At 58.6% G+C, this 24,641-nt stretch carries 27 protein-coding genes and 1 tRNA gene; 21 read left to right on the top strand and 7 right to left on the bottom strand.

Annotation, left to right across the window (positions count from 1 at the left end; translation table 11 throughout):
* Window positions 1-44: 44 nt before the first annotated feature.
* From lpxD to lpxB, 5 genes are read left to right on the top strand one after another with little or no spacing between them, the layout of a single operon-like run.
* Window positions 45-1,112: a UDP-3-O-(3-hydroxymyristoyl)glucosamine N-acyltransferase gene (lpxD, locus tag ASF70_RS13665; protein WP_062580422.1), complete on the top strand. Its 1,068-nt coding sequence runs from the start codon at window positions 45-47 to the stop codon at window positions 1,110-1,112.
* Complete coding sequence (gene fabZ / locus ASF70_RS13670; RefSeq protein ID WP_062457291.1) at window positions 1,102-1,566, top strand: 3-hydroxyacyl-ACP dehydratase FabZ; 465 nt, start codon at window positions 1,102-1,104, stop codon at window positions 1,564-1,566. The genes lpxD and fabZ overlap by 11 nt, the downstream gene beginning before the upstream one ends.
* Window positions 1,563-2,378 carry an acyl-ACP--UDP-N-acetylglucosamine O-acyltransferase gene (gene lpxA, locus ASF70_RS13675; protein ID WP_062580424.1) on the top strand — a complete coding sequence of 272 codons (816 nt, stop codon included), beginning with the start codon at window positions 1,563-1,565 and terminating at the stop codon, window positions 2,376-2,378. Before fabZ ends, lpxA begins: the two co-directional genes overlap by 4 nt.
* Complete coding sequence (locus ASF70_RS13680; RefSeq protein WP_062580426.1) at window positions 2,378-3,265, top strand: LpxI family protein; 888 nt, start codon at window positions 2,378-2,380, stop codon at window positions 3,263-3,265. Before lpxA ends, ASF70_RS13680 begins: the two co-directional genes overlap by 1 nt.
* Window positions 3,265-4,443 carry a lipid-A-disaccharide synthase gene (gene lpxB, locus ASF70_RS13685; RefSeq protein WP_062580428.1) on the top strand — a complete coding sequence of 393 codons (1,179 nt, stop codon included), beginning with the start codon at window positions 3,265-3,267 and terminating at the stop codon, window positions 4,441-4,443. The genes ASF70_RS13680 and lpxB overlap by 1 nt, the downstream gene beginning before the upstream one ends.
* Before the next feature lie 35 nt (window positions 4,444-4,478).
* Here the strand turns inward: lpxB and gltA are convergent, their stop codons facing one another.
* Window positions 4,479-5,768 carry a citrate synthase gene (gene gltA / locus ASF70_RS13690; protein ID WP_062457278.1) on the bottom strand — a complete coding sequence of 430 codons (1,290 nt, stop codon included), beginning with the start codon at window positions 5,766-5,768 and terminating at the stop codon, window positions 4,479-4,481.
* 293 nt (window positions 5,769-6,061) lie between these two features.
* On the opposite strand from gltA, the gene ASF70_RS13695 reads away from it, so the two are divergent.
* The gene (locus ASF70_RS13695) at window positions 6,062-8,611 is read left to right on the top strand and encodes a ComEC/Rec2 family competence protein (RefSeq protein ID WP_082471902.1); all 2,550 of its coding nucleotides are present in this window, start codon (window positions 6,062-6,064) and stop codon (window positions 8,609-8,611) included.
* Here ASF70_RS13695 and lexA read toward each other — a convergent pair.
* Complete coding sequence (lexA, locus tag ASF70_RS13700; RefSeq protein ID WP_062457274.1) at window positions 8,592-9,311, bottom strand: transcriptional repressor LexA; 720 nt, start codon at window positions 9,309-9,311, stop codon at window positions 8,592-8,594. The two genes, ASF70_RS13695 and lexA, sit on opposite strands and share 20 nt — an antisense overlap.
* A 192-nt stretch (window positions 9,312-9,503) precedes the next feature.
* Here lexA and ASF70_RS13705 point away from each other — a divergent pair, with 192 nt between their 5' ends.
* The 8 genes from ASF70_RS13705 (at window position 9,504) to ASF70_RS13745 (ending at window position 17,376) form a co-directional block, all read left to right on the top strand.
* Entirely contained in the window at window positions 9,504-10,379 is an 876-nt protein-coding gene (locus tag ASF70_RS13705; RefSeq protein ID WP_062580429.1) for a VOC family protein, read from the top strand.
* 4 nt (window positions 10,380-10,383) lie between these two features.
* A complete protein-coding gene (kdsA, locus tag ASF70_RS13710; protein WP_062457268.1) occupies window positions 10,384-11,229 on the top strand; it encodes a 3-deoxy-8-phosphooctulonate synthase in 846 nt (281 codons plus the stop codon).
* A 128-nt stretch (window positions 11,230-11,357) separates the two neighbouring features.
* Window positions 11,358-12,632, top strand: coding sequence for a phosphopyruvate hydratase (gene eno / locus ASF70_RS13715; RefSeq protein ID WP_062457265.1), 1,275 nt, complete (start codon window positions 11,358-11,360; stop codon window positions 12,630-12,632).
* Window positions 12,633-12,802: 170 nt separating this feature from the next.
* Window positions 12,803-14,047, top strand: a complete 1,245-nt coding sequence (locus tag ASF70_RS13720) for a PLP-dependent aminotransferase family protein (protein ID WP_062580431.1) — start codon at window positions 12,803-12,805, stop codon at window positions 14,045-14,047.
* A gap of 251 nt (window positions 14,048-14,298) precedes the next feature.
* The gene (locus ASF70_RS13725) at window positions 14,299-15,213 is read left to right on the top strand and encodes a PhzF family phenazine biosynthesis protein (RefSeq protein ID WP_062580433.1); all 915 of its coding nucleotides are present in this window, start codon (window positions 14,299-14,301) and stop codon (window positions 15,211-15,213) included.
* 183 nt (window positions 15,214-15,396) lie between these two features.
* Window positions 15,397-15,472: transfer RNA gene (locus ASF70_RS13730), tRNA-Lys, on the top strand.
* 715 nt (window positions 15,473-16,187) lie between these two features.
* The gene (locus tag ASF70_RS13735; RefSeq protein ID WP_062580435.1) at window positions 16,188-16,415 is read left to right on the top strand and encodes a hypothetical protein; all 228 of its coding nucleotides are present in this window, start codon (window positions 16,188-16,190) and stop codon (window positions 16,413-16,415) included.
* Window positions 16,416-17,052: 637 nt separating this feature from the next.
* A complete protein-coding gene (locus tag ASF70_RS13745) occupies window positions 17,053-17,376 on the top strand; it encodes a hypothetical protein (RefSeq protein WP_062580438.1) in 324 nt (107 codons plus the stop codon).
* Window positions 17,377-17,531: 155 nt separating this feature from the next.
* Here the strand turns inward: ASF70_RS13745 and ASF70_RS13750 are convergent, their stop codons facing one another.
* A complete protein-coding gene (locus ASF70_RS13750; protein ID WP_062580439.1) occupies window positions 17,532-18,089 on the bottom strand; it encodes a hypothetical protein in 558 nt (185 codons plus the stop codon).
* Between the two features lie 215 nt (window positions 18,090-18,304).
* Here ASF70_RS13750 and ASF70_RS24200 point away from each other — a divergent pair, with 215 nt between their 5' ends.
* From ASF70_RS24200 to ASF70_RS13765, 3 genes are read left to right on the top strand one after another with little or no spacing between them, the layout of a single operon-like run.
* The gene (locus ASF70_RS24200) at window positions 18,305-18,973 is read left to right on the top strand and encodes a hypothetical protein (protein ID WP_162237984.1); all 669 of its coding nucleotides are present in this window, start codon (window positions 18,305-18,307) and stop codon (window positions 18,971-18,973) included.
* Window positions 18,970-20,067 (top strand): DNA cytosine methyltransferase, encoded by a 1,098-nt coding sequence (locus ASF70_RS13760; protein WP_062580443.1) that lies wholly within the window; start codon window positions 18,970-18,972, stop codon window positions 20,065-20,067. The genes ASF70_RS24200 and ASF70_RS13760 overlap by 4 nt, the downstream gene beginning before the upstream one ends.
* Window positions 20,064-20,342 carry a hypothetical protein gene (locus ASF70_RS13765; RefSeq protein ID WP_062580444.1) on the top strand — a complete coding sequence of 93 codons (279 nt, stop codon included), beginning with the start codon at window positions 20,064-20,066 and terminating at the stop codon, window positions 20,340-20,342. Before ASF70_RS13760 ends, ASF70_RS13765 begins: the two co-directional genes overlap by 4 nt.
* A 53-nt stretch (window positions 20,343-20,395) precedes the next feature.
* Here the strand turns inward: ASF70_RS13765 and ASF70_RS13770 are convergent, their stop codons facing one another.
* Genes ASF70_RS13770 through ASF70_RS13780 form a run of 3 tightly spaced genes read right to left on the bottom strand, consistent with a single transcriptional unit; the run spans window position 20,396 to window position 21,266 of the window.
* The gene (locus ASF70_RS13770) at window positions 20,396-20,659 is read right to left on the bottom strand and encodes a hypothetical protein (protein ID WP_062580446.1); all 264 of its coding nucleotides are present in this window, start codon (window positions 20,657-20,659) and stop codon (window positions 20,396-20,398) included.
* On the bottom strand, window positions 20,656-21,027 hold the full coding sequence (locus ASF70_RS13775; RefSeq protein WP_062580448.1) for a hypothetical protein: 372 nt from the start codon (window positions 21,025-21,027) through the stop codon (window positions 20,656-20,658). Before ASF70_RS13775 ends, ASF70_RS13770 begins: the two co-directional genes overlap by 4 nt.
* Window positions 21,024-21,266, bottom strand: coding sequence for a hypothetical protein (locus ASF70_RS13780; protein ID WP_062580449.1), 243 nt, complete (start codon window positions 21,264-21,266; stop codon window positions 21,024-21,026). The genes ASF70_RS13775 and ASF70_RS13780 overlap by 4 nt, the downstream gene beginning before the upstream one ends.
* A 248-nt stretch (window positions 21,267-21,514) precedes the next feature.
* Between ASF70_RS13780 and ASF70_RS13785 the strand changes: the two genes are divergently transcribed.
* From ASF70_RS13785 to ASF70_RS13795, 3 genes are all read left to right on the top strand, one after another.
* A complete protein-coding gene (locus ASF70_RS13785; protein ID WP_062580451.1) occupies window positions 21,515-21,844 on the top strand; it encodes a hypothetical protein in 330 nt (109 codons plus the stop codon).
* On the top strand, window positions 21,841-22,449 hold the full coding sequence (locus tag ASF70_RS13790) for a hypothetical protein (protein ID WP_062580453.1): 609 nt from the start codon (window positions 21,841-21,843) through the stop codon (window positions 22,447-22,449). Before ASF70_RS13785 ends, ASF70_RS13790 begins: the two co-directional genes overlap by 4 nt.
* A gap of 71 nt (window positions 22,450-22,520) precedes the next feature.
* The gene (locus tag ASF70_RS13795) at window positions 22,521-23,930 is read left to right on the top strand and encodes an SIR2 family protein (protein ID WP_062580455.1); all 1,410 of its coding nucleotides are present in this window, start codon (window positions 22,521-22,523) and stop codon (window positions 23,928-23,930) included.
* Here the strand turns inward: ASF70_RS13795 and ASF70_RS13800 are convergent, their stop codons facing one another.
* Window positions 23,931-24,137, bottom strand: a complete 207-nt coding sequence (locus ASF70_RS13800; RefSeq protein ID WP_062580456.1) for a hypothetical protein — start codon at window positions 24,135-24,137, stop codon at window positions 23,931-23,933. It lies immediately after the preceding gene.
* 164 nt (window positions 24,138-24,301) lie between these two features.
* Here ASF70_RS13800 and ASF70_RS13805 point away from each other — a divergent pair, with 164 nt between their 5' ends.
* The gene (locus ASF70_RS13805; protein WP_156461833.1) at window positions 24,302-24,577 is read left to right on the top strand and encodes a hypothetical protein; all 276 of its coding nucleotides are present in this window, start codon (window positions 24,302-24,304) and stop codon (window positions 24,575-24,577) included.
* Window positions 24,578-24,641: the final 64 nt, after the last annotated feature.

A 24,641-nucleotide genomic window follows, 5' to 3' on the forward strand; every position in this document is an offset into this window, starting at 1 on the left:
CGGCCGCGAAAGCGGCCGGAAACCTGTTCTGGAGCTCAGGGTTCATGGACCATAACGAATTTTTCCCGCCTCATGATGGCGTGAGCCTGCGCGAGCTGGCCGCCCATCTTGGGGTTGAACTGCTTGACGAGCGTGCCGGTGACGAACTGGTACGGTCTGTCTCGCCCGTCGCGCGTGCGCGCAAAGGCGATATCTGCTACATCCTCTCCAGGAAAAGCCGCGCCGATCTCGAGACCTGCGAAGCGTCGGCAATCCTTTGCGATCCGGGCCTGAAATCCATCATTCCAGATCACATTCCGGTGCTTGCGACGAAGAAGCCGCATACGGCTTTCGCAGAGGCCGGCGCGCTTCTGCATCCCATAGCGCTTCGTCCATCTCCGGTAACATCGCAGTCCGGCATTTCTCCCGCGGCCTTTGTCGATCCGACGGCGAGACTCGAGCCTGGTGTCGAGATCGAGCCCATGGCGGTGATCGGTGCGCGTGTCGAAATCGGCAGCGGCACACGGATTGCTGCCGGCGCCGTGATCGGTGCTGACGTGAAGATCGGCCGCGACTGCACGATCGCCTCTGGCGCCAGCGTGCTGTCGGCACTGATCGGCAACAACGTCATCATCCACAATGGCGCGCGCATCGGTCAGGACGGCTTCGGTTATGCGCCCGGTCCGAAAGGCATGCTCAAGATCGTGCAGGTCGGGCGCGTCATCATCCAGGATCATGTCGAGATCGGCGCCAATACGACGATCGACCGCGGCACGATGGATGACACTGTGATCGGCGAGGGCACCAAGATCGACAATCAGGTTCAGATCGGCCATAACGTCCGCATCGGTCGCCATTGCGGTATCGTGTCGGGCGTCGGCATTGCCGGATCGACCCGTATCGGCAATGGCGTGATGATCGGTGGTGCGAGCGGCGTTAACGGTCACATCTCGATCGGTGATGGCGTGCAGATCGCAGCAATGAGCGGCGTGGTCGCCGATATCCCGGCCGGGCAGACCTATGGCGGAATTCCGGCGCGGCCGATAAAAGACTTTTTGAGAGACATGGCGGAGATCATGTCGCGTTCCGATGACCGGGCGAAACGCCGAGGAGATAAGAAAAATGACGGATGAGACCAAGCCGGAGCTCGGCGCGGCCGACATTCAGGAAATCATGCGCCTTCTGCCGCATCGCTACCCGTTTCTCCTGGTCGACAAGATCATCGAGATCGATGGCGACAGCTCGGCTGTTGGCATCAAGAACGTGACGGCAAACGAGCCGCATTTCACCGGTCATTTTCCCGAGCAGCCGATTATGCCGGGCGTTCTTCTCGTCGAGGGTATGGCACAGACTGCCGGCGCGATCTGTGCGCGCAAGCAGGGTGGGGCCGGCAATCTCGTCTACTTCATGACGATCGACAACGCGCGTTTCCGCAAGCCGGTCGTGCCGGGTGACCGCGTGGAATTTCATGTCGTCAAGCAGAAGCAGCGCGGCAATATCTGGAAGTTTCATTGTGACGCCAAGGTCGATGGTCAGCTGGTTGCGGAAGCCGATATCGGCGCCATGATGCGCAAGGAAAGCGAATGAGCATGATCTCGGCCAGCGCGCGCATCCACCCTTCGGCCGTGGTCGAGGATGGCGCCGTGATTGGCGAGAACGTCGTCGTTGGACCGTTCTCCCATGTCGGCCCGCGCGTGGTGCTGAAGGACAATGTCGAGCTCATCTCGCATGCGGTAGTCGGTGGCAAAACCGAGATCGGCAAGGGATGTCGGATCTTCCCGATGGCGGTCATCGGTGGTGTGTCGCAGAGCCTTCACGAAGCTGGTGAGGATTCGAGCCTGACCATTGGCGACAACTGCACGATGCGCGAAGGCGTGACGATGAACACCGGTACGACGGGCGGTGGTGGCAAGACGGTCGTTGGTGACAATTGCCTCTTCCTTGCAAATTCGCACGTCGCGCATGATTGCCAGCTCGGCAGCCATATCATCATGTCCAACAACGTGATGCTGGCTGGTCACGTGCAGGTCGCCGATCGTGCGATCCTGGGCGGTGGCTGCGCCGTTCACCAGTTTACCCGCATCGGTCGGCAAGCCTTCATCGGTGGACTTTCCGCCGTCAACTACGACGTCATTCCGTTCGGCATGCTGAACGGCAATCCCGGTCTTCTGGGTGGCCTGAACGTCGTCGGCATGACCCGCGCCGGCATTGATCGCGCAACGATCCATATCGTTCGTCGCGCATTCAAGAAGATCTTCGAAGGCGAGGCAAATGTTCGCGCCAATGCCGCAGCGATCCGCGACGAGTTTGCCGATTGCCCGGAGGCCATGGAAATCATCGATTTCATCACAGCCGATAGTGACCGCGCGATCTCATCGCCTTTCCGCAGGAAGGGCTGATGGTCGCGGCCGGCGCCCCTGGCCAAGCGCGAGAGGGCCGGCTGGCGATTATCGCCGGTAAAGGCTTTTTGCCAGCCTACCTGGCGGATGCCGCACGTGTTGCAGGCGAAGATCCGTTCATCATCCAGCTGAAGGATGAGGCGGATCATCGCTTTGACGGGTTCGACCATGTGTCGCTCGGCGTCGGCGATCTTTCAGGGATCGAGAAGAGTTTTCGAGAAAGAGGCATCCGTCGCGTCGTGATGTCGGGCGGCGTCGCAAGGCGCCCTGAATGGCGCGACATTCATCCAACCTTCAAGACCCTGATCAAATTGCCCTCCGTCGTGCGCACACTGCTATCAGCCGGCGATGACGCAGTGCTGCAGATGGTGATCAAGTTGATCGAGGCCATGGGTTGCGAAGTTCTGGGTGCCCACGACATCGCGCCGGGCCTGCTGGCGAAGGTCGGTCCGCTTGGCCAAGTGTCTCCAAGCGGTGACGATCTGCGCGATATCGAACGCGGTGTCGAGGCTGCGAGTGCGCTCGGCAATCTCGATATTGGCCAGGGCGCTGTCAGCGTCGGCGGCCGCGTTGTGGCACTCGAAGGTGTCGAGGGAACTGACCGGATGATGCAGCGCGTTGCCGAACTGCGCGCCGAGGGACGTATCTCCACGCGTCGCAAGGGCGTGCTCGTCAAGCTCTGCAAGCTCCACCAGGATATGCGCGCGGACCTGCCCACCATCGGGCCATCCACCGTCGAACATGCCGTCGCGGCCGGGCTGGCGGGGATCGCCGTGGAAGCGGGCAGGGCGCTGGTGCTGGAAGAAGCAAAGCTGATCAAAGCTGCTGACGCCCACGGCATTTTCGTCTGCGGCATCGATCAGGCCCTTCCGTCGAGAGGATTGTGATGAACCAAGGTTTGAAGGTTGCGATCATCGCCGGCGAAGTGTCGGGCGATCTCTTAGGGGCAGACCTCATCGCAGCACTGAAGGCGTCCTACGCCGGTCCCGTCGAACTGATAGGGGTGGGCGGTGATGCACTGTCGGCCCAAGGCCTTCAGTCGCTGTTCGATTTCTCCGAATTGTCGATCATGGGCATCACCCAGGTGCTCGCGCGTCTTCCCAACCTGATCCGTCGCATCAACCAGACGGCGGCTGCGATCGTCGCCGCAAAGCCCGATGTGCTTGTCATCGTCGACAGCCCTGACTTTACCCACCGAGTGGCAAGAAAGGTGAGGGCGGCCCTGCCGGATCTGCCGATCGTTGATTATGTCTGCCCCAGTGTCTGGGCCTGGAAGGAATATCGTGCCAAGGCGATGCTCTCCTATGTCGACCTCGTTCTTGCCGTCCTTCCGTTCGAGCCGGAAGCGATGCGGAGGCTGGAGGGTCCGCAGACAGTGTTCGTCGGTCACCGGCTGACCAATGATGCGGATCTCCTGAGGGTCCGTGCTGCGCGCGCCGAGAGGCCGGTCAAGACCTCCGCCGACAAGAAGACGATCCTCTTGCTTCCGGGCTCCCGTTCAGCCGAAATCAAGGCACTCCTACCCGTGTTCGGCGAGGCTGCGCGCGAGTTTGCAGATCGCAATGGTGAGACCCGGTTCCTGCTTCCGACGGTACCGCGCCGGGAAGAACTGGTGGGGAAGATGGCCGCAGATCTGCCGGTTCATGTCGAGATTACCACGGATACAGCCGGAAAATGGGCTGCCTTCGCAGAGGCGGACGTGGCGCTGGCGGCTTCAGGGACGGTTATCCTGGAACTGGGGCTTGCGACGGTTCCTGTTGTCTCAGCCTACAAAACGGACTGGCTGATCAAGCTTCTGGCCGGCCGCATCAAGATCTGGACCGGCGCGCTTCCGAACCTGATCGCCGACTACCCGGTCGTTCCCGAATATGTCAACGAGGTCGTGCGACCCGGAAGCCTCAGCCGCTGGGCGGAACGTCTGTCCGCCGACACGCCGGAGCGCCGTGCGATGCTCGACGGGTTCGCACTTGCCTGGCAGAGACTGGACGTCCCTGTTCCGCCTGGAGAGGCCGCAGCAGGTGCGGTACTCGAACTGTTAGACAACAAAAAACCCGTTCATCGCTGAACGGGTTTTTCTTTTCGCAAAGCCTAATTCAGCGCCTAGCGCTTCGAAACGGGCGTGTAGTCACGCTGCGCTTCGCCGGTATAGAGCTGGCGCGGACGACCGATACGCTGCTGCGGATCTTCGATCATTTCGGCCCACTGGGCGATCCAGCCGACGGTACGCGCAAGCGCGAACAGAACGGTGAACATCGTCGTGGGGAAGCCCATCGCCTTCAAGGTGATGCCCGAATAGAAGTCGATGTTCGGGTACAGCTTCTTCTCGATGAAGTAGGGGTCCGTCAGAGCAATCTTCTCGAGTTCCATGGCGACCTGCAGAAGCGGATCGTCCTTGTGACCGAGTTCCGCCAGCACTTCATGCGTGGTCTTCTGCATGATCTTGGCGCGCGGATCGTAGTTCTTGTAGACGCGGTGACCAAAGCCCATCAGACGGAACGGATCGTTCTTGTCCTTGGCACGGGCGATGTATTCCGGAATCTTGTCGACAGTCCCGATCTCGGTCAGCATGTTGAGCGCTGCTTCGTTGGCGCCGCCATGAGCGGGGCCCCAGAGGCAGGCAATGCCGGCAGCGATACAGGCGAACGGGTTTGCACCCGAGGAACCTGCGAGGCGAACCGTGGAGGTCGACGCGTTCTGTTCGTGATCCGCGTGCAGGATGAAGATGCGATCCATGGCGCGCGACAGGACCGGGTTGACCTTGTATTCTTCGCACGGCACGGCAAAGCACATGCGCAGGAAGTTGGAGGCGTAATCCAGGTCGTTCTGCGGATACACGAAGGGCTGGCCGATATGGTACTTGTACGCCATGGCGGCGAGCGTCGGCATCTTGGCGATCATGCGCAGCGACGCAACCATCCGCTGGTGCGGATCGGTGATGTCGGTGGAATCGTGATAGAAGGCCGAGAGAGCGCCCACGCAACCGCACATGACGGCCATAGGATGCGCATCGCGGCGGAAGCCGGTGAAGAAGCGGCTCATCTGCTCGTGAACCATGGTGTGCATGGTTACGCGATGATCGAAGTCCTTCTTCTGGGCAGCCGTCGGCAGTTCTCCGTAGAGAAGCAGATAGCAGGTTTCCAGAAAGTCACCCTGTTCAGCAAGCTGCTCGATCGGGTAGCCGCGGTGCAGGAGAACACCCTTGTCGCCGTCGATATAGGTGATCTTGGATTCACAGGATGCAGTCGACGTGAAGCCGGGGTCGTAGGTGAAGGCACCGGTTTGCTTGTACAGGGCTGCGATATCGATAACATCCGGCCCAATGGTGCCCGATCGCACCGAGAGGTCGACTGTCTTATCACCAAGTACGAGATTTGCGCTTTGTTCCGTCATTCTGATCCTCCAACCTGTTGGCGGCATGGCGCCCAGAAAGCGCCATAAGAGTTAAGCGTCGCAAGTTAGCTATATGATCCTAAAGGTGATGCCAAGCGCTCCTGCGACATTTTGTGCAGCGCGAAAATAATTTAGGCAGGCCACGTTTAAAAGATGCCCAACCTCATGGTGTAAGAGGCCGTAACGTGAAGGAAAACCGCAGCTTGGCGAATGTGTTGACGAGGAGAATATAAACGCGCAGGTTGCGTTCATCAATCACCGTCTCTGCAGCGGAGCCGGCGGGATAAACCATCATGGCGAATGGCGGAGCGATTTTTGAGGCAGCCAGCAGCAAGCCGATGATGCTTGCTTCGACACCCCACGCAATCGCACTCTGGACGCCCGAATCGGCATCGCAGACAATGCCCGCGGAAGTCCGGAATGATGGTCGAAACGACCATCATTCCGAGGATGTTTTCCTGGGATATGTGGTCAGAGACCGGCCCGTTTCCAAATGGCTGAGCACGTCGTTGAGCGAGGAGGTTTCCCACGGTCATGGGTTCCTCTTCCTGCCTGTCTTGCTGGGCGCCGGCGCTGCGTTCTGGTTTGCACTTCCTTGGACGCCATCGCCATTCATTCTCGCAACCATGCTTGCGATCTCGATGGTGACCGCAGGGCTGACACGGTATCGCGCGCATCCACTGTCTCGTGCCAACCTTGTAATCTGCCTGCTTCTCTCCGGTTCTGCACTGGCGGCGCTCGAAACCTGGCGGTGTTCGACGGTCGTGCTCGATTCGCCCGTCACAACGACCATCAGCGGGATTGTCGAACGACGCGAAGCCGATGCACAGCGCCGCTGGCGCTATATCCTCAGGATCGAGCAGACATCTGAGCCCTCGCTTTCACGACCGCCACAGCGCGTCTCGGTTCTTGCCAGAAGCCAACACGAACCTGCAGACATCGGAGAGCGCGTTTCCGGCCGTGCCCGTCTGTCGCCACCCTCTGGCCCGGCGCTTCCCGGATTGAACGATTTCGCCTTCTCCTCCTACTTCGATCAAATCGGGGCCGTTGGCTTCTTTTACGGCGCGCCTAGCGTACAACCGGCGATCGATGACCAACCCGGGTTATGGTCGGACATGCAGCGAGGGCTTTTTGCGCTTCGCAGCGCAATCGGCAGTCGCATCCGCGATACGGTCAAGGGGGATGCGGGTGCTTTTGCTGCCGCAATCGTGACCGACGAGCGCCGTGCAATTTCCCGTGAGACGACCGAGGCGCTTCGTCTGTCCGGGCTGGCCCATATCGTCGCGATCTCAGGCCTGAACATGGCGCTGGCAGCCGGTATCTTCTTCGTCGGCGTCCGCTCCGTCCTGTCGCTGTTTCCAGGCTTTGCGCAGGCCTATCCGATCAAGAACTTTGCCGCGTTCGGTGCGCTTGTCATGGCGACCGCCTATTACCTGATTTCCGGGTTCGGGGTTTCCGCCGAGCGGGCCTATATCATGATGGCGGTGATGCTGGTCGCCGTGCTCGTCGATCGACCCTCCATCAGCCTTCGCAACGTCGCCCTTTCGGCAATCATCATCCTCGCCATCTCGCCGTCGGAGATTTTGGGTCCGAGTTTCCAGATGTCGTTTGCGGCAACCGCGGCACTGGTGGCGGGGTTCGCCCTCTGGACGCGATATTTCGCGAAAGGAAAGGAGGAGACAAAAGGTAGCAACCGTTGGATAACGGGTGTCGCGGCGACGTTCCATTTCATTGCCGGGATCGTGGTGACGTCGCTGATCGGCAGTACGTCGACGTCGATCTATTCGATCGAGCATTTCCACCATCTGACCACCTACGGCCTCGCGGCCAATCTCGCGGCCATGCCGATCATTTCCTTCGTGGTGATGCCGGCAGGGCTTGTTGGCATGTTGCTGATGCCGTTCGGGCTGGATGCTCCCTTTCTGTTCATCATGGGCGAGGGGCTGCGGATCGTCATTCGCATTGCCGAGATCGTCGCCGCATGGGGCGGCGATATTGCCATCGGCCGGCAGAACCCGCTTTTCCTGCCTCTGGCGACGGCAGGCTTTCTGCTTCTGACGCTGCTGCGCACGCCGCTGAGGTTGACAGGCGCGCTGTTCATGGCGGTGGCTTTGCTCTTTGCGGTCCGCTCAGGCTCGGCGCCGAGGCCTGATATCGTCATATCCGAAGACGGCGCATCGGTCGGCGTGATCCAGGATGACAAGATCACCCTCAATCGAACCCGACCGCCGGGATTTATCTACGATCAATGGCGGCGAGCGCTGGTGCTTGAGACCGGAGAACAACCGCTCGCCTTGCCGGTTCTTGCCTCTTCGGAACCAGCGCGAGGTGCCAGCCTTGCGAAAAGCGATGACAGACCACCTGGACCACATTCGCGACCGGATTTGACGCGCCGGGAAATCGAATATGTCAGGGGTTTTCTTCAAGCATTGAAGCCCGGACGATTCGCCTGTCTGCCGAAAATCCTGTGCGCGGCGCAGACTGCTCAGGACATCCGGATCGTCACTGTCGAAGACAACCGATACACCGGTCTTGCCTGCGATGTCGGTCGGATCATCGTCTCGCCCGGCGCACGCTTCGATACTTGCCGCTCCGGCGCCTTGCTTCTCAGCGGGCGGACGTTGCGCCGGACTGGCGCACTGGAAATCACCATTATTCCGAACGCGACAGCGCCAGACATCAAGATTACGGCGGCGATGCGAGACAGCGCACAGACCTCAAGCCGTCCGTGGACCGTCCACCGGTTCTATGACTGGCGAACGCGACAATTCGACTTTGGCATCCCGGAGGCTGTTGCTGCGCATCTCCGGGATGACAGCGTTCTCAATGGTAGCGGCGAATAAGGCCGACAAGCTTGCCCTGGACCTTCACCCGGTCGGGCGGGAAGATGCGGGTCTCGTAAGCCGGGTTTGCCGCTTCCAGTGCGATCGAGGCACCCTTGCGGCGGAACCGCTTCAGGGTCGCTTCTTCCTCATCGACCAGGGCAACGATGATATCGCCTGGACTTGCGGTGCTGGTATTCTTGATGATGACGGTATCGCCATCGAGGATGCCGGCATCGATCATCGAATCGCCCTTCACTTCGAGCGCGTAATGATCGCCGGAACCCAGCATCTCGATCGGAACGGCGATGTCATGGGTGTTGTTCTGGATCGCGGAGATCGGCACGCCGGCAGCGATTCGACCCATGACCGGAATGTTTGTCGAGAACGGATTGTCCGCCATGACCGGCGCCGGCTTCTGAGCGACGACCGGTTGCGTTTTGCCGAGGCTTCCCTCGATGACACTGGGAGAAAATCCCCGTCGCGGATGAAGGTTCGCCACATAGGCGTCAGGCAGCTTGATCACTTCGAGCGCGCGTGCTCTGTTCGGCAGACGGCGAATAAAGCCACGCTCCTCGAGCGCGGTGATAAGCCTATGGATGCCGGACTTCGATGCAAGGTCGAGAGCGTCCTTCATTTCGTCAAACGACGGCGGCACGCCTGATTCTTTCATCCGCTCGTGGATGAACAGAAGTAACTCCTGTTGCTTGCGTGTCAGCATGGACGGGACCCTCAGAATTGGAAACAAATGCAGAACGGACGCTATATGTTCTATCTGTGTTCCGCAAGCCCCAAATTTCTGCTGAAGAATAGTCTCATTTCAGCGTTCGATCACGTATTCAGTTCGTGCGCAGCACTTGCCGAGTTTCCCGCGATAGCCAATGTTCTGCGGAATAAGACTTTGGGGGTGTAAGTGGGTAACAAGTCAGTCGATCATTTGGTTCTGCCCGTTGCAGATCTGGCGTCAGCGCGGGGGAGGTTGACCGCTCTCGGCTTTACTGTGGCACCTGAAGGTGTTCACCCTTTCGGCACAGCCAATGCCTGCATATTCTTCGCGGATGGCTCGTATCTCGAGCCGCTGGCCATTGTGAACCGTCGGCTAGCCTCGCTTGCGGCAAAACGAGGCAACGTGTTCACTGATCGCGACATCCGCTTCCGCGGCCAGCGGAAAAGGGAAGGTCTATCGGCGGTGGTCGTCGGGACGCAGGATTCAGCGGCCGATCATATCCGTTTTGTGGACGGGCACATGTCTGCGGGCGAGATGCTTCAATTCTCCCGCCCGATGCAGTTGCCCGATGGTGGGGAGAGCGAAGTCTCATTCCGTCTGGCGTTCGCGGCAGTCCCCGAGGTCGATGACATCTTGCTGTTTTCCTGCCAGCGAATCGCCGCATTACCGGCAGATCGCGGTGGTCTTGATGAGCACGCAAACGCCGTTACAGGCCTTCGAGAGATCGTCTTTTCTGCAGATGACCCGCTGGAGTTTCTGCCGCTTTTCGAAACCGTGTTCGAGACGCAACCCGAGCAAGGGAAAGACGGTCTGCGGATCGAAGCTGCCAATGCCAGCATCCGCATTCAATCCAACGACACGTTCAGCGATGAGTTCCGGTCTTCGATGAAGCCCTTGTTATCGTCGCGCCTCGCTGCGCGCGGGATCATCTTCAAGACCACCGATCTCGCCGTGACAGAGATCACCCTTGCTGCTAATGACGTCGCATTCATCCGCAGGGATGGCCGCGTGATCGTGTCGGCAGCCCCGGGGCAAGGTGTGGTTTTCGGTTTCGAGGAATAGTGAAATGACAGTCTCCGCCAATTCTGAAGTGTCCGTGGGCGAGGGGAGTTCGAAAGTCGTTTTTTCCAACACGGCAAAGCTCTCGCTGATTGCCGGTCCCTGCCAGATGGAAAGCCGTGATCACGCCTTCATGATCGCGGGTACGCTTGTCGAACTCTGCAAGAAGCTCGGCATCGGCCTCGTCTACAAGTCCTCCTTCGACAAGGCGAACCGCACGTCGATCTCCGGCAAGCGCGGCATCGGGTTGGACAACGCGATGGCAATCTTTGCCGATCTCAAGAAGGAATACGGCTTTCCTGTTCTGACCGACATTCACACGGAAGAGCAGTGCGGCCTCGTGGCCAATACGATCGATATCCTGCAGATCCCAGCCTTCCTGTCGCGCCAGACCGATCTTCTGGTCGCGGCCGCAAAGACGGGTTGCGCCATCAATGTGAAAAAGGGACAGTTCCTGGCGCCCTGGGACATGAAGAACGTTCAGGCGAAGTTCCTCGAAAGCGGCAATCCCAATGTGATGCTGTGCGAACGCGGCGCGTCGTTCGGTTATAATACGCTTGTCTCCGACATGCGCTCGCTGCCGATCATGGCGTCTCTCGGAAGCCCTGTCATCTTCGATGCGACCCATTCCGTCCAGCAGCCAGGCGGCCAGGGCGGCTCTTCCGGCGGCCAGCGCGAGTTTGTCGAAACGCTTGCCCGTGCAGCCGTCGCAGTCGGTGTTGCCGGCGTCTTCATCGAAACCCACGAAGATCCTGACAACGCACCGTCCGACGGTCCGAACATGGTCCACCTGAAGGACATGCCGCGCCTTCTGGAAAAGCTGCTGGCCTTCGACGCCATCGCAAAAGGCTGACGGCGTCGAAAAACCGCCGAATTGACTGGATTGTAATCCGCGTGTCATCGACGATCGCACAATGTCGATGACACGCCTGTTCGCTGAGCCTGCGAATTCAGGCTCGCACATTAACCGAGGAGAGACCCTTGACCGCCATTACCGACATCATCGCTCGCGAAATTCTGGACAGCCGTGGCAATCCGACCGTCGAGGTGGATGTTTATCTGGAAGACGGCTCGATGGGCCGCGCCGCCGTTCCGTCCGGTGCCTCCACGGGTGCGCATGAAGCCGTCGAACTTCGCGATGGTGGCAAGCGCTATGGTGGCAAGGGCGTCGAAAAGGCTGTCGAAGCCGTCAACACCGAGATCTTCGACGCGATCGGCGGCTTCGATGCCGAAAGCCAGATCCACATCGACAAGACCCTGATCGCGCTCGACGGCACCCCGAACAAGTCGCGCCTGGGTGCAAACGCCATTCTCGGCGTCTCGCTTGCCGTTGCCAAGGCCGCAGCCGAATCGTCCGGCCTGCCGCTCTATCGCTATATCGGCGGCGCTTCCGCGCATCTCCTGCCGGTCCCGATGATGAACATCATCAATGGCGGCGCTCACGCCGACAACCCGATCGATTTCCAGGAATTCATGATCATGCCTGTCGGCGCCGAGACGCTGAAGGATGCCGTCCGCATGGGCGCGGAAATCTTCCACGTTCTCAAGAAGGAACTGGCAGCGCAGGGCCACAACACCAATGTCGGCGACGAAGGCGGTTTCGCGCCGGGCCTGAAGAGCGCGCCGGAAGCCCTCGACTTCATCATGAAGTCGGTCGAAAAGGCCGGCTACCGGCCGGGCGATGACGTCCACCTGGCGCTTGATTGCGCAGCCACCGAGTTCTTCAAGAACGGCAAGTACGAGCTGGAAGGCGAAGGCCGTTCGCTCGAGCCGGAAGCCATGGCCGATTACCTGGCAGAACTTGCCGGCAAGTACCCGATCATCTCGATCGAAGACGGCATGTCCGAAGACGACTGGGCCGGCTGGAAGTATCTGACCGACAAGATCGGCTCCAAGGTCCAGCTGGTCGGCGACGATCTGTTTGTGACAAATTCGGCCCGTCTGCGCGACGGTATCCGCCAAGGCACAGCCAACTCGATCCTCGTCAAGGTCAACCAGATCGGCTCGCTCACCGAAACGCTCGATGCTGTCGAAACAGCGCACAAGGCAAGCTACACGGCCGTCATGTCGCACCGTTCGGGTGAGACGGAAGACTCGACAATTGCCGATCTCGCAGTTGCCACCAACTGCGGACAGATCAAGACCGGTTCGCTGTCGCGCTCGGATCGTCTGGCCAAGTACAACCAGCTCATCCGCATCGAGGAAATGCTGGGTCCTCAGGCTGCCTACGCGGGCCGCTCGATCCTCAAGGCCTGATCATTCCGGTCGACTGAGGCAAAATATTCGAGAGCCCGCGCCACTTGCGCGGGCTTTTGCGTTTTACAATTCGTGATCACACCGTACCAAAAACCGATAGGTCAGTATTGTTGACCTGTCGGAACTTATGTAAACTGAAGCCAAGAATATTGAAATAAAAGGAAACGCCCGTGCTTGATTGGGACCATATTTTCGCGACGCGCTCCAGCCGCATGAAAGCCTCCGAGATCCGCGAATTGCTGAAGCTGCTGGAGCAGCCGGACATCATTTCGTTCGCCGGCGGCATTCCGGATCCGGCACTGTTTCCGGCCGAGGAATTCCAGAAGGCCTATGCGGATATCTTCTCAGGCGCTCAGGTGAACTCGGCGCTGCAGTATTCGGTCAGCGAAGGCTACAAGCCGCTACGCGACTGGATCGTCGCCGATGTCGCCAAGATCGGTATCGACTGTACCGCCGACAACGTCTTCATCACGTCAGGCTCCCAGCAGGCGCTCGATTACCTCGGCAAACTGTTTCTGTCGCCGAACGATACGGCGCTCGTCACGTGGCCGACCTATCTCGGTGCGCTCTCCGCGTTCAATGCCTATGAGCCGACCTACGATCAGCTCTCGGTCAACGGCAACCGCACGCCGGAAGCCTATCGCGAGACGGCGTCGAAAGCCGGTGGCTCGGTGAAGTTTGCCTATCTGTCCGCCGACTTCTCCAATCCGACCGGCGAGACGATCGATCTCGCAGGCCGCGAAAAGCTTCTGGCACTGGCAGACGAACTCGATATCGCGATTCTCGAAGATGCCGCATACCAGAACCTGCGCTTCGATGGCGAACCGGTTTCGCCGATCCTAGCGCTCGATATTGCCCGCAGCGGCGGTATCGAAAAGACCCGCACGATCTACAGCGGCAGCTTTTCCAAGACGCTGGCACCAGGCCTGCGCGTCGGCTTCGTCATCGGAGCGATGCCGGTCATCCGCAAACTGGTGTTGTTGAAACAGGCGGCCGACCTGCATTCGTCGACGATCAACCAGATCGCCGTCGAGCATGTCGCTTCGCGCGGTTTCGATGAACAGGTTGCCAAGATCAAGCGGGTCTATAGCGGCCGCCGCGATTCCATGCTGGCGGCACTTGCGAAATACATGCCGAAGGGAACGACATGGACAAAGCCCGAAGGCGGCATGTTCGTATGGCTGACGCTGCCTGAGGGCACGGATGGTGCGGAGCTTCTGGCGAAATCGCTGGCAACCGAAAAGGTCGCCTTCGTGCCCGGCAAGGCGTTCTACGCCGACGGCAGCAATGCCAACACGCTGCGCATCAGCTTCTCCTGCGCCAACGACGAGATGATCGACGAAGGCATCAAGCGGCTCGGAAGACTGATCGGCAATGCCGAAACCCGTGAGCACGAAGCGCTCCCGATCATCTGAATATCGCGTACTGAGAAAGGCGACCCAGCGATGGCTTGCCTTTCTCACGGGCTGCTGGCGACCAGTTCACCTGTCGGTGACGCTCGGCCTCGGGCGCCGCCTCTCGTGGAAACGCGGCCTTCTCCGAGGCGCCCAGCGCGCCCGACCGTAACCGCCGCTAATTAAATCACTAGCCGGTGACGTTGATCAGGGGTTGCGCCACGGGACGCCGTCGGGCAGTTTTGCGCCCGGTATATGAGGAGGAGTTTGCATTGGCGCGTCCCTATAGCATCTATGACGTTTTCACCGACGCTAAGCTTTCCGGCAACCCGCTTGCGGTCATCTTCGATGCAGATGGTCTCGACGATGGCGCGATGCAGGCCATTGCCAAGGAAATGAACCTCTCGGAGACGGTGTTCGTCCAGTCGTCGACAAACACCACCCATTCGGCAAAGCTGCGAATCTTCACACCGGGCCGGGAGCTTCCGTTCGCGGGACATCCGACGGTCGGGACGGCCATCGCCCTTGCCGAGCGCACCAACGGGCGCGACAGCGATCTCGATCTGGTCTGCGTCCTTGAAGAGGCGGTCGGTCCGGTTCGGTGCGCCGTGCGTTTGCGCCAGGGGGAGGTGGGGTTCGCCGAGTTCGATCTGCCGAAGAAGTCGCAGCGGATCGACCTAGCTTTGAACCGTCAGGGCATCGCGGACGCGCTCGGCGTCGAGCTGACGGATATCGGGTTCGAAAACCACGTCGCGTCGATCTGGAGCGCCGGTGTGCCCTTCCTGATGATCCCGCTGCACAATCTTGCAACTGTCCAGGACATGGAATTCGATGCCCCGCTCTGGGAAAAGGTCGCTCCCTTCGTCGAGGGTGCGCTCGCTTCGGCCTATGTCTATTGCCGCGGCGGCGTCCATCATCAGGCGAAATTTCATGCCCGAATGTTCTCGCCGGATATGGGCATCGCTGAAGACCCAGCCACGGGTGGGGCGGTAGCGGCATTGTCCGGCGCGATCCATCATTTTGACGGCCTGCCGGATGGCCATCACCCCCTTCTGATCGAGCAAGGCGTCGAGATGGGACGGCCGTCCTTTATCCATCTCCATATCGATGTGCAGGAAGGGGCCATTGCAAAAGCCCGGATCGGCGGACAAGCGATCCGACTTGCCGAAGGCGTTATCGAAATCTAGGCGATATTTTTTAACCCGTTGATTTTGTTACCATAAGTCCGGATATCCTCGCAAAGGCTGTTCGCTCGCGCAAAAAAGAAGCTGCTGATCCAACAAATTTCGCGGGAGGTGCTGGACAAGCCTAAACTTCCTCTTTATACGGCCCTCACACCGGCGGAAACGACGCTTCGCCAAACCGGTTACGGGTGATTAGCTCAGTTGGTAGAGCAGCTGACTCTTAATCAGCGGGTCGTAGGTTCGAGCCCTACATCACCCACCATTATTATCTCATCAAATTAATGGGTTGCGTGGATTGCTTCAGTCAGCACGCAAAACACGAATAGACCGGTAGATCACGATTAGATCACCGAGGCTAAGTTACTGATTTTACGTTCTCTTTTCGTTCACGTGTCCACGAATTTTGGTGAATCTGTCGGACGGCACGTAAGTGAAGTCACGCCGCCTTCGGTTCAAAACCGAGGGACTAGCTGTGAGATCTCGGATTGAACGACGCGGCGGGCCGTCCGGAAGCTATCCGGAACCCCGCAATCTCACTTCCTTACACTGATCCATTCCTTTGCAAGATTCGACGTCGCGGCCATAGCGAACTATGGTTCGATTCGACGGCAGAGGCAGGGTCCGATGAAACGCTCAGTGAGTGACTATTTTCTACTCAGCCTCATCGTGCTCGTCATGTGCACTACGGCGGCAGGCATAGTGATCAGCGTCTTTTTCGCCGTGACCGGAGCCTGATGTGACCGACGACGAGTACGAGAGGCTCGGCGACTGAAACATAAAGACCTCCGGAGGTCTTCTGGACGTAGACGTAGCCCCACATGCGCCGGGTTGGATTCGAACCAACGACCTCCCGATGTCGCAGGTGCTCTGACCACTCCGGCGGTGCGTAACGCAAGACTCTTCTTGACTCTTCGATCGATGAGAACAAAATAGGAACAAAATCCGTTGACGCGGACTTAATTCCTAAGGAGATCATCATGACCCAGCCCGCCCTCGACGTCAGCCCCGCCGAAACTGTCACCCAGTCGACTGTCGAACCCGATCTAGCCGTGACTGTACTCGCCGCCGCAGGCGGTGATCCGCTCGTCGCAATCCGTTCACTGATCGAGGATGCGGAGTTCTTCCGGGAACAGCTCTACGTCGCGTCGCGGCTCATGAGCGCAGGGATCAGCCGAGGCTGGCGACCGACGTATGAACGAGTATGAGGCGATGAAGCATCGGAAAGGTATCGATCTCGTCCGAGCCGATACTCAGTTGCCAGTTCCACAGCGCACCAGCCCGCCCGAGGATGCTTACCGAATCGAGGTCTGGTCGGCGCCGCCAGAAGAAGGTGGCTCCCTTATAGAGACAATCTCCAGATCATCGGATTTCAATGTGAGCGCCGCGGCCTTCGGGGAAGCCTTGCGTCGTCGTGTCGGCAGACATCTGATCCATATGAACGGTAGGAGCATCATGCGTCGTGAGATCGGCACGGAGGCCACCCCACGCCCGGAGCAGTGCCGGCTGCGCCGACCCCCGCAGCCGGTCCCCAGCCAGGTCGGACGCTAGGACAGCTCGAAGAATGGTACGTGCTGGGCGGTGTCTGTCCCGTTTGTCGGCATGCCGGATGGATCGAGCGGTGGGAAATCTCTCGTCGGCTCGGCAAGCAGGTACTTCTGACTACTGTCCAGTCAAAGTTACGATGCACCGGGTGCCAGAATCGGCAAAACAACAGACTCAAAGCAGGAAAAATGCGTAGCTGACCCGATCGTGAATTGTTAACGGTACGATCGCATGGCGGGCTCACAGCGAGTCCGGGTCCTGATATCGCTGTCTTCGACGACGATACAAGGAGAGCAGCCGATGTCGATGTACACTTCTAAGAACCCAGCAGGCAGCGCCGCTCTCGAACTGGGCCTGCTGACCGTCGGACTCGGAACCCTAATGGCAGATGCCCATGCGAACGGCATGCTGAAGGTCGATGAAGCCCGCGCTCGTCGCAAAAAGTACGACTACAACTGCGCGCTCTTCGCGGCACGCGTCCGTGCAGACGACCTCGGACGTGAAGCCATTGCCTCCGCACGCAGGGTCGCAGCACTCGAAGCCGAAGTCCGGAGTCTCCGCGTGGCTCTTCAGCAGCGTCAGGGTATCATCGACCGTCTGACTGGCAGGGCACGCGCAGCATGAGCACGCTTTCGGATGGAGCCCTTTACGATCGCTTCGGGGACATCATCCATGAGATCCCTGAGCTTGCGATGTCACTGCGTCAGTTCGAAATGCAGAAGCGCCCGCAGTTGAATACGGGCTCTTTCAAGTTCACGAGTGACTGGGTGACAGTTTCCTCAGCGAGCGAGCAGGTTCTTACTCGTTTGAAGCCCTCGAACAGCCGCTAGATAACGCTCGCGGATCATGTCCTCTTTCGTCTGCTGAACGTAAGCCTTTGGAGCTTCCTCCATGGGCTTTTCTGCGCGAAGGCGGGTTAGGTCAGGGATCGCCATTTTGGCTTCCAGTGACCGCTCGCATGCGGATTTACCGGATGCCGCCAGCAAAGCTAGGTCACTGTCCGAGAGACTGACGAGCCAGTCCTGTTCCTCGGTCGATAGCGCAGACAGGTCCACCGTCGGGCGATCCATGGCACCTGCCGCGGCGTACCGGAGCACGACCTCGGCAGGTGTCATCTCCGCAGTCATGAGCTTGGCCAAAGCCTGTTCGTCAGCTTCCGCTGATGCTGCCGAGTCGACGTCGTCCAGCTTGATGTCGGCATGCTGACCTTTCGGCGCCGACGGATGGATTCCGAAGATGCCCAGGATTGCAGTCCATATTCCTGAGAGTACGCCCCACACCGCTTCGAGCGCGTACTGCGCCCAACTCAATGGGTTCCACCAAGATTTCTTGTTCATAGCCGTCTCCTCGTTGTGAGATCACAGCCTGCGTCCGTCGGCTGAAAGCGACAAACGGAGGAAGCGCCGGCAGCTTTTGCAAGCAAATTCGTTGACCCAGTAAGTATCTGTTACGGTTTCGAAAAAGGCTGAAAAAAGGTCTTGAATACCTCTTGGTATGCGGTGACCATATTCTTGTCGGAGCCATTGGGTTGCCGATAAGGAGGATGAAAGTCATGGAGGGTATGCCCCCAAAATATCACATGCGTGTAGGCGAGATCACGTTCCACTACCGCGAAGTCTGCGCCCTGCTGACGCGGCACGATATCGATGCTGCCGCTCGCGCCAAAATCTGCGGTCTCGCTGAGCAGACACTGAAGGGTTACGGCGCGCTCGACGGCACCACGGCCCATCGTAAGATTACGGTCGAAGCGCTCGACAAGCTCAGAGAAGCAGCGATGGACGCGTACTGGGAAGCTGCCGCCGAACCGTACCGAGAAAAGGTCAGGTATGCCCGCGAGGACAACCGCCACATCGTGCCCACCTTGATCGCTCTCTGCGGCGGGATGATGCGGGAACGGCATATTCATCCGCTCCGTGTCCTCGAGAGGGCTGACACCTACGGCGGCCACGTCATCGACACGACAGGTGCGCCGGTCGCAGTGGAACTTGACGAACTCGCAGAGCTTCGTAGCCGTTGGCGCAAGGCAGCACACCGTTGCTCCTGGCAAGACACGGACGGATACATGACGCGTCAGGAATTCCTATGCGAAGTAGCGGACTGCTGTCCCTACAGCCTTTGGCGCATCGGATCAGAGTTTTACCCTTGGGCTATCCAGCCGACAAAGGCGATGGTCGAGCGACTGGAAGATGCCGTCGCGGAACTCGAAAGGGACGCGGCATGAGAGTCCTGTCCACATTCTCCGGCATCAGCGCTGCCTCCGTCGCTTGGAAACATCAGGGCTTCCAGATCGTCGGCTACTGCGAACCATCACCCTTTCAGTCGCACGTCCTTAACCAACGCTGCGGGGCGACCTCGCCGAAGTACCTGCCGGCGGCCAAGGGGTTCGAGGCGAAGAAGTATTCCGGCATCACGGGTGGCACCGTCATCAACTTTGGCGACATCGAACAGATCACTGATGACGACCTACGCGCGCTAGGCCCGGTCGACATTCTCGAAGGTGGCAGCCCGTGCCAGAGTTTTAGCATCGCGGGGTTCCGCGGTGGACTGTCCGACAGCCGCGGAAATCTGATGTTGGCATTCGCAAGGCTCGCCCTGCGCATGAAGGAAATCAACAAGCTCAAGCTCGTCGTCTGGGAAAATGGCAAAGGAGTTTTAAGCGATGAAACGAACGGATTCGGATGTCTGCTGGGAGCACTCGCCGGAGGAAGGCCTCCTGTGGAGCCGCCAGGGCGAGGATTCACGACTGCAGGTCATCTGCTGGTCGGAAGACCTGAAGAGCCGCTCGAAGAAGTCACCATTGCGTGGCGAGTGCTTGATTCACAACGCCTCGGTGTCGCTCAACGTCGTGAGCGAGTGTTCGTCGTTTGTAGCTACGACCCCGCTATCGACGCTGGAGCCGTACTGTTTGAGTCGGAAGGCGAAGGATGGAGTGCTGAGACGCGCGGCGGCACGGAAGAAGATCCTGCCGGCAGCAGTGAGGGCCGCGTTGGAGGGCTGATATGGCCTCCAGTCGTTGGAACGCTAAACGCGTCCGCTGCTGGCATGAGCCGGACGGCGGGTCAGGGTAACGAGTTGGATTTCGTCATCATCACACACGGCGGCAAGGTCGTGCGCAGACCGACACCTCTTGAATGTGAGCGCCTTCAGGGCTTTCCGGATGGCTACACGGATGTCTGGTTCGAAGGTCGGCCAGCAGAAGATCATCATCGGTATCGCGGGCTGGGCAACAGCATGACGGTCCAGGCGATGGAATATATCGGACACCGCATCAACCTCATCCAAGCAGAAGCGTACCCACTAAGAGTAGCAGCATGACCCGAGCCTTTCAGAGACAGAAGCCGACCTCGAAGACGGCGGCCAAGAAGGAAGCCAAGGTCGGTGCGTACGACGCCGTTCCAAAAACTGGACCTAACGAACCAAAAACCAGACCGGTGTACGTACGGTATGGCTGGGACAACGATAGGGACTGCCTTGTCACCAACCGACGCTATTTCTTCACACCGACTAGCAAGGAAGCGGGCTGGTATATTCTGGGGTCGATCGATGAGATGGAGGCTCGAGAGAACGCTGGTCAGCGGTCGATGTTCTGAGGCAGACGGACGACATAGAAAAGGGCGGGATCGTCTCCCGGCCTTCCTGATTCCTACTGTGCGTCGACGAGACGCTTCACCGCCGCCAGCTTCGTGCGGCAATCCTCGCCGGCAGCCGCGAGTTGGACGAGGTAACGAGCGACATCACGCTGCGTGATCCACACAGAACCTGCGACAGGCTCCGCAGAACACGACAGCAAACTCTTCGGGACTTCCACCTTGCGCTCCACGATACGCTTGACCGGGACTTCTTTAATGGTTTGGCACCCAGTCAGTGCTGAGACGATGATCAGGGGTAATAGGATACGGACGTTCATGGTCTATCTCCGAACCGGGTGCCACGTAGCGCCTCGAGGAGAGGGGCAACAGTACCGTTGTCACTGTCCGGTGCGGTCAGGATGGCGGTCACGGACTCCAGGTCGCGTGCAAGGGCTGCGTCGCGCTCGTCCTGAACGGTCTCCAGCTCAGCAGTCACGCGCAGCCGGTCAGCGTCGGCTTTCTTGACGGCGGCCACGTTGTCGTTGGCAGTCTTGATAGCAGCGTCGCGTTCAGTCGTGAGGTTGACGACAGAAACCTTGGCTTCGGAGAGTTCGTCGACGATCGATGTGTAGTGCCGGTAGCCGAGGCCGATGACCGACGCGACCGCGACGACGATACCGAACTTGATCCAGGTGAACGGGTTCATGGTGTGCCTCCCTTTTTCCGGAGGTCGAGGAGACCGGACGCGACCCAGCTTCGAAGGTCGAGATGGCCGACACCGATGTAGAGAGCGATCAGCGCGATGGCCGACGAGCCGACGACGGTCAGTACGTCTGCGGTAGTTCCCCAGAATGCCAACGCGTAGATGCCACCCAACGACCAGGCCGTGAGCCTCTTCGAATACGTCCGTGACTTCTGGTCGGAAGGTTTCACTCTGACGGTCATGCTGCTTCCATCCTGTCGATCTGATGACGCTGGGTACGACGGTGGTACAGACGGGCAGCAGATTGATCGCTTTGCAGATGCTGAGCAGCCGATTCACGCCGAACAAGGTGCCATTCCTCAAATGGCGATGTAGCCGGAGCCTGAACGTCGGGTACGGGAATCTCGATCTGGGATTGCAATCTCTGCTATGAGTGAACCCAAGGGGCCTGCAAGATTCGAGAGCGCGGCCGGATGACAGGGAGAGAAAAGTGCAGTTCGCAGACGAGGAATTTGAATCTATCATGGGCGTCATCGACAACGGCGGTTTCTACGAGATCGAGATCGACGCGTCCGAGATCCCGATGACAGCCAGAGAAGAGGCATGGGAGAACATAGCGCCCAACCTGACGACCGGGTTCGAGATGAAGCCCACGAGCATGATCGGCGAGCTGTCTGCGGCCAATGATATCCTGACGAAGATCGACACCTGGGGACAGATCGTGGTGCTGATCTACCGCCGCGGCGGTAAGATCACGTACAAGAAGCTTCCGAATGGTCGGTATGATGCGAGAGTTGAGCGACCCAAGGCGGCTCAATGACGTTCCTCCCTTTGACAGAATTTGAACGCTCGCAAATCAAGCAGATTGGGCCGATCCTCACCTCGGAAGAGCAAATCTATCTGACTGAAGATGGGACCGCGATCTTGCATACTGGCAGGCATCCGGCGGCAGGCGGGTTATTGGAACCCGTTATCATTGAGCGGCTTGTCAACGGCGAGAAACTTAAGCTGTTGCACAACCGTCCATCAGGAGCCTCCCTTAATAGCTCAGACTGGGCGGTGATGGCAGAATACTATGGGCAGCTCGAGATGATCGTTGCGGTGCCGTCCGGATCAATTCACCGGGCACAAGTTCCGTTCGACTTTCAGGTGGATGAAGTGAAGAAGCTCGTGAAAGGCTTAAATACGACGTTCAATCAATTGAGCAGTATGATCCATCCGCCAATGATCCCCTTGAGCATGCCGGATATGCTCGTCCAGGCGCACAGATTTCCGACGCTTTACATCAACGAGCACCTTTATGGCCTAGGGATAGTCGATTTCTCGCTCGAATTGAGCCTCAAGGACTACGTTGATCTCGTCAACTTAAAGCGCCTGCCTATCCGGAAGGAATGGCACCGTCTCCTAAGGGAGAAGTACGCCTGAGGAGCCATTCGCGTGATGGCTCGATTGGATAGCATTCAGAAAATTTTTCGATTCAACTGGGAGGGACGTGCGTGGCGGATGTCGAAGCGGACGAAGTAGAAGCGAAGCAGTCGCGTTACGAACGCTACATCGAAGAGACCAGCGAAGACATCACCAATACGGTCGAGGAGTTCGGCTGCCAGCCAATCCTGTTCGTAGGGTCAGGTCTGTCGAAACGCTATATGGGCACCCCGAATTGGGAAGAGCTGCTCGCATACCTCGCGGACAAATGCTCCGACATCGACAAGGGCCTTGGGTTCTACAAGCAGTCGCTCGGCACACCGATCAAGATCGGGGAAGAATTTGCGAAGCTTTACCAGGCTTGGGCTTGGGACAAAGGGCACAATGAGTTTCCCGAGGACATGTTCGGTGACGATATTGGACCACAAGCCTACGTTAAGTTCATGATAGCCGAACGCCTTGAAGCGCTCAGACCAGCAATCATTGACGATATGAATCCTGAGCACCTCCACGAGATCGAGGCGCTTTCGAAGATAAAGCCTCACGCTCTGATCACGACGAACTACGACGAGATGCTAGAGATGATTTTTCCGGATCACGAACGCATCATTGGCCAGCAGATTCTCAAAGGACAGCAGGTTTGCGTCGGCGAGGTCTACAAGATCCACGGCTGTGTGACCGACTACAACAGCCTAGTGTTCACAGCGACGGACTACGAGGAATTCGCCAAGAAGAAAAAATTTCTCAGCGCGAAGCTACTCACGTTCTTTAACGAGCATCCCCTGATTTTCCTCGGGTACAATGCCGGCGACCCAAACATTCGGGGCATTCTGTCCGATATTGACCAAGCGCTTCCGGATAAGGGCGGGGTGATTCCCAACGTCTACATTCTACAGTGGAACCCTGACTTGACTGCAGACAGTTGGCCTGCGAAGGACAAGGTAATTCCGACAGAGGATGATCGCAACGTCCGCGTCAAACTTATCGAGGCTTCTGATTTCAAGTGGGTGTTTGACGCGTTCGCCGCGAACCCAGCCTTGAACCACGTCAATCCAAGGGTGCTGCGGTCTCTCATTGCCAGATCTTACGATCTTGTCCGGCACGACATTCCCAAAATGACTGTCGAAGCAGACTTCCAGATGTTGAACTCCGCCGTGGAAAGCTCGGAGTCATTCGCGAAGCTGTTCGGGATAGCGAACATCAGTGACTACACGACCGCATCGGCTCAGCATCCCTTGAGCGCGACAGAGGTCGGCAAGATGCTCGGTACCGGTTCTTGGCACATCACAAATCATTTGATCGATACGATCGAAAAACAGACGGGCACCAACATCAAGAAGTCCGACAACCGATATCATCGAAGTGACAAAATCAACACGACGAAATTCCACAAGTATTCGAACGAGGCTGTCGAGCTGCTGAAGAAAGTCCGTGACGCTCAGGAGTACGTGGTTGATCTCGGGCACGAAAAGAAGAAGTGATCAAGCCGGTGGCTTGAAGGTGACGTCCGTGTTCGTCTGACACGCTGACGCGTCCACCAGATTCTGACTGCCGATGATCAGCCCTGTGTCGTCGGTCACGTCCCACCGTGCGAGAACATCGGACGTCACCGTCCGGGGACGTCCGTCGATCTCCGACCGGACTGCTTTCTGTACGTATCCTGCGAATGTCTTCTTGATGTCAGGCATGGTTTCGCTCCTAGATCTGGTCTGAAGTTGAGTTGCTGAGGCAGAACGATCGGTTCGCAGACGAGGGCCATCCGGCGACGCAACAGATCTTCCTCACGAAGCGCTTTGAAAGCAATTTTGAGCCTCGTCGGGTTTGCTCCGATAGCCGCGATGGGGTCGGGAAGATGAAGATCCTGGTTGATCGAAACCTGGTAGTCTTCTCTGCCGAGAATTTGTCGCATCTAGCAGGCAGCCCCGAGCTGGGTGTCGCCTTCGTCAAGAACAACGTTGACGACTTTTTCCAGGCACAGAACGAGTGTGGCCTGGACGACGACTTCAGGCAGAAGCTCCTGATCGTCTGCAAGATCCGATATCTCCGGCGAAGAAAAATGAAGCCCCCGCAGGGAGGGGCTATCATGTGTCAGGAAGAAAGCTTGGATGCGTATTTCACCATGTCCTGAAGCTGTAAGATGACGGCTTCCTTCAGCCTCGGCGGCAGCGACTCATAGTCGGCTAAGACCGATG

The organism is Rhizobium sp. Leaf321 (assembly GCF_001423215.1).
GTDB classification, from domain to species: Bacteria; Pseudomonadota; Alphaproteobacteria; order Rhizobiales; family Rhizobiaceae; genus Neorhizobium; species Neorhizobium soli.

Bases quoted from the DNA above. Each gene is read 5' to 3' on its own strand.
- lpxD (WP_062580422.1), top strand. From the start codon at position 45: ATGGACCATAACGAATTTTTCCCGCCTCATGATGGCGTGAGCCTGCGC.
- ASF70_RS13790 (WP_062580453.1), top strand. From the start codon at position 21,841: ATGACGTTCCTCCCTTTGACAGAATTTGAACGCTCGCAAATCAAGCAG.
- ASF70_RS13775 (WP_062580448.1), bottom strand. From the start codon at position 21,027: ATGAACCCGTTCACCTGGATCAAGTTCGGTATCGTCGTCGCGGTCGCG.
- kdsA (WP_062457268.1), top strand. From the start codon at position 10,384: ATGACAGTCTCCGCCAATTCTGAAGTGTCCGTGGGCGAGGGGAGTTCG.
- ASF70_RS13805 (WP_156461833.1), top strand. From the start codon at position 24,302: ATGAAGATCCTGGTTGATCGAAACCTGGTAGTCTTCTCTGCCGAGAAT.
- ASF70_RS13765 (WP_062580444.1), top strand. From the start codon at position 20,064: ATGACCCGAGCCTTTCAGAGACAGAAGCCGACCTCGAAGACGGCGGCC.
- ASF70_RS13780 (WP_062580449.1), bottom strand. From the start codon at position 21,266: ATGACCGTCAGAGTGAAACCTTCCGACCAGAAGTCACGGACGTATTCG.
- ASF70_RS24200 (WP_162237984.1), top strand. From the start codon at position 18,305: ATGGAGGGTATGCCCCCAAAATATCACATGCGTGTAGGCGAGATCACG.
- fabZ (WP_062457291.1), top strand. From the start codon at position 1,102: ATGACGGATGAGACCAAGCCGGAGCTCGGCGCGGCCGACATTCAGGAA.
- gltA (WP_062457278.1), bottom strand. From the start codon at position 5,768: ATGACGGAACAAAGCGCAAATCTCGTACTTGGTGATAAGACAGTCGAC.
- ASF70_RS13760 (WP_062580443.1), top strand. From the start codon at position 18,970: ATGAGAGTCCTGTCCACATTCTCCGGCATCAGCGCTGCCTCCGTCGCT.
- lpxB (WP_062580428.1), top strand. From the start codon at position 3,265: ATGAACCAAGGTTTGAAGGTTGCGATCATCGCCGGCGAAGTGTCGGGC.
- ASF70_RS13680 (WP_062580426.1), top strand. From the start codon at position 2,378: ATGGTCGCGGCCGGCGCCCCTGGCCAAGCGCGAGAGGGCCGGCTGGCG.
- ASF70_RS13735 (WP_062580435.1), top strand. From the start codon at position 16,188: ATGACCCAGCCCGCCCTCGACGTCAGCCCCGCCGAAACTGTCACCCAG.
- lexA (WP_062457274.1), bottom strand. From the start codon at position 9,311: ATGCTGACACGCAAGCAACAGGAGTTACTTCTGTTCATCCACGAGCGG.
- lpxA (WP_062580424.1), top strand. From the start codon at position 1,563: ATGAGCATGATCTCGGCCAGCGCGCGCATCCACCCTTCGGCCGTGGTC.
- ASF70_RS13695 (WP_082471902.1), top strand. From the start codon at position 6,062: ATGGCGAATGGCGGAGCGATTTTTGAGGCAGCCAGCAGCAAGCCGATG.
- ASF70_RS13770 (WP_062580446.1), bottom strand. From the start codon at position 20,659: ATGAACGTCCGTATCCTATTACCCCTGATCATCGTCTCAGCACTGACT.
- ASF70_RS13745 (WP_062580438.1), top strand. From the start codon at position 17,053: ATGTCGATGTACACTTCTAAGAACCCAGCAGGCAGCGCCGCTCTCGAA.
- ASF70_RS13800 (WP_062580456.1), bottom strand. From the start codon at position 24,137: ATGCCTGACATCAAGAAGACATTCGCAGGATACGTACAGAAAGCAGTC.
- ASF70_RS13750 (WP_062580439.1), bottom strand. From the start codon at position 18,089: ATGAACAAGAAATCTTGGTGGAACCCATTGAGTTGGGCGCAGTACGCG.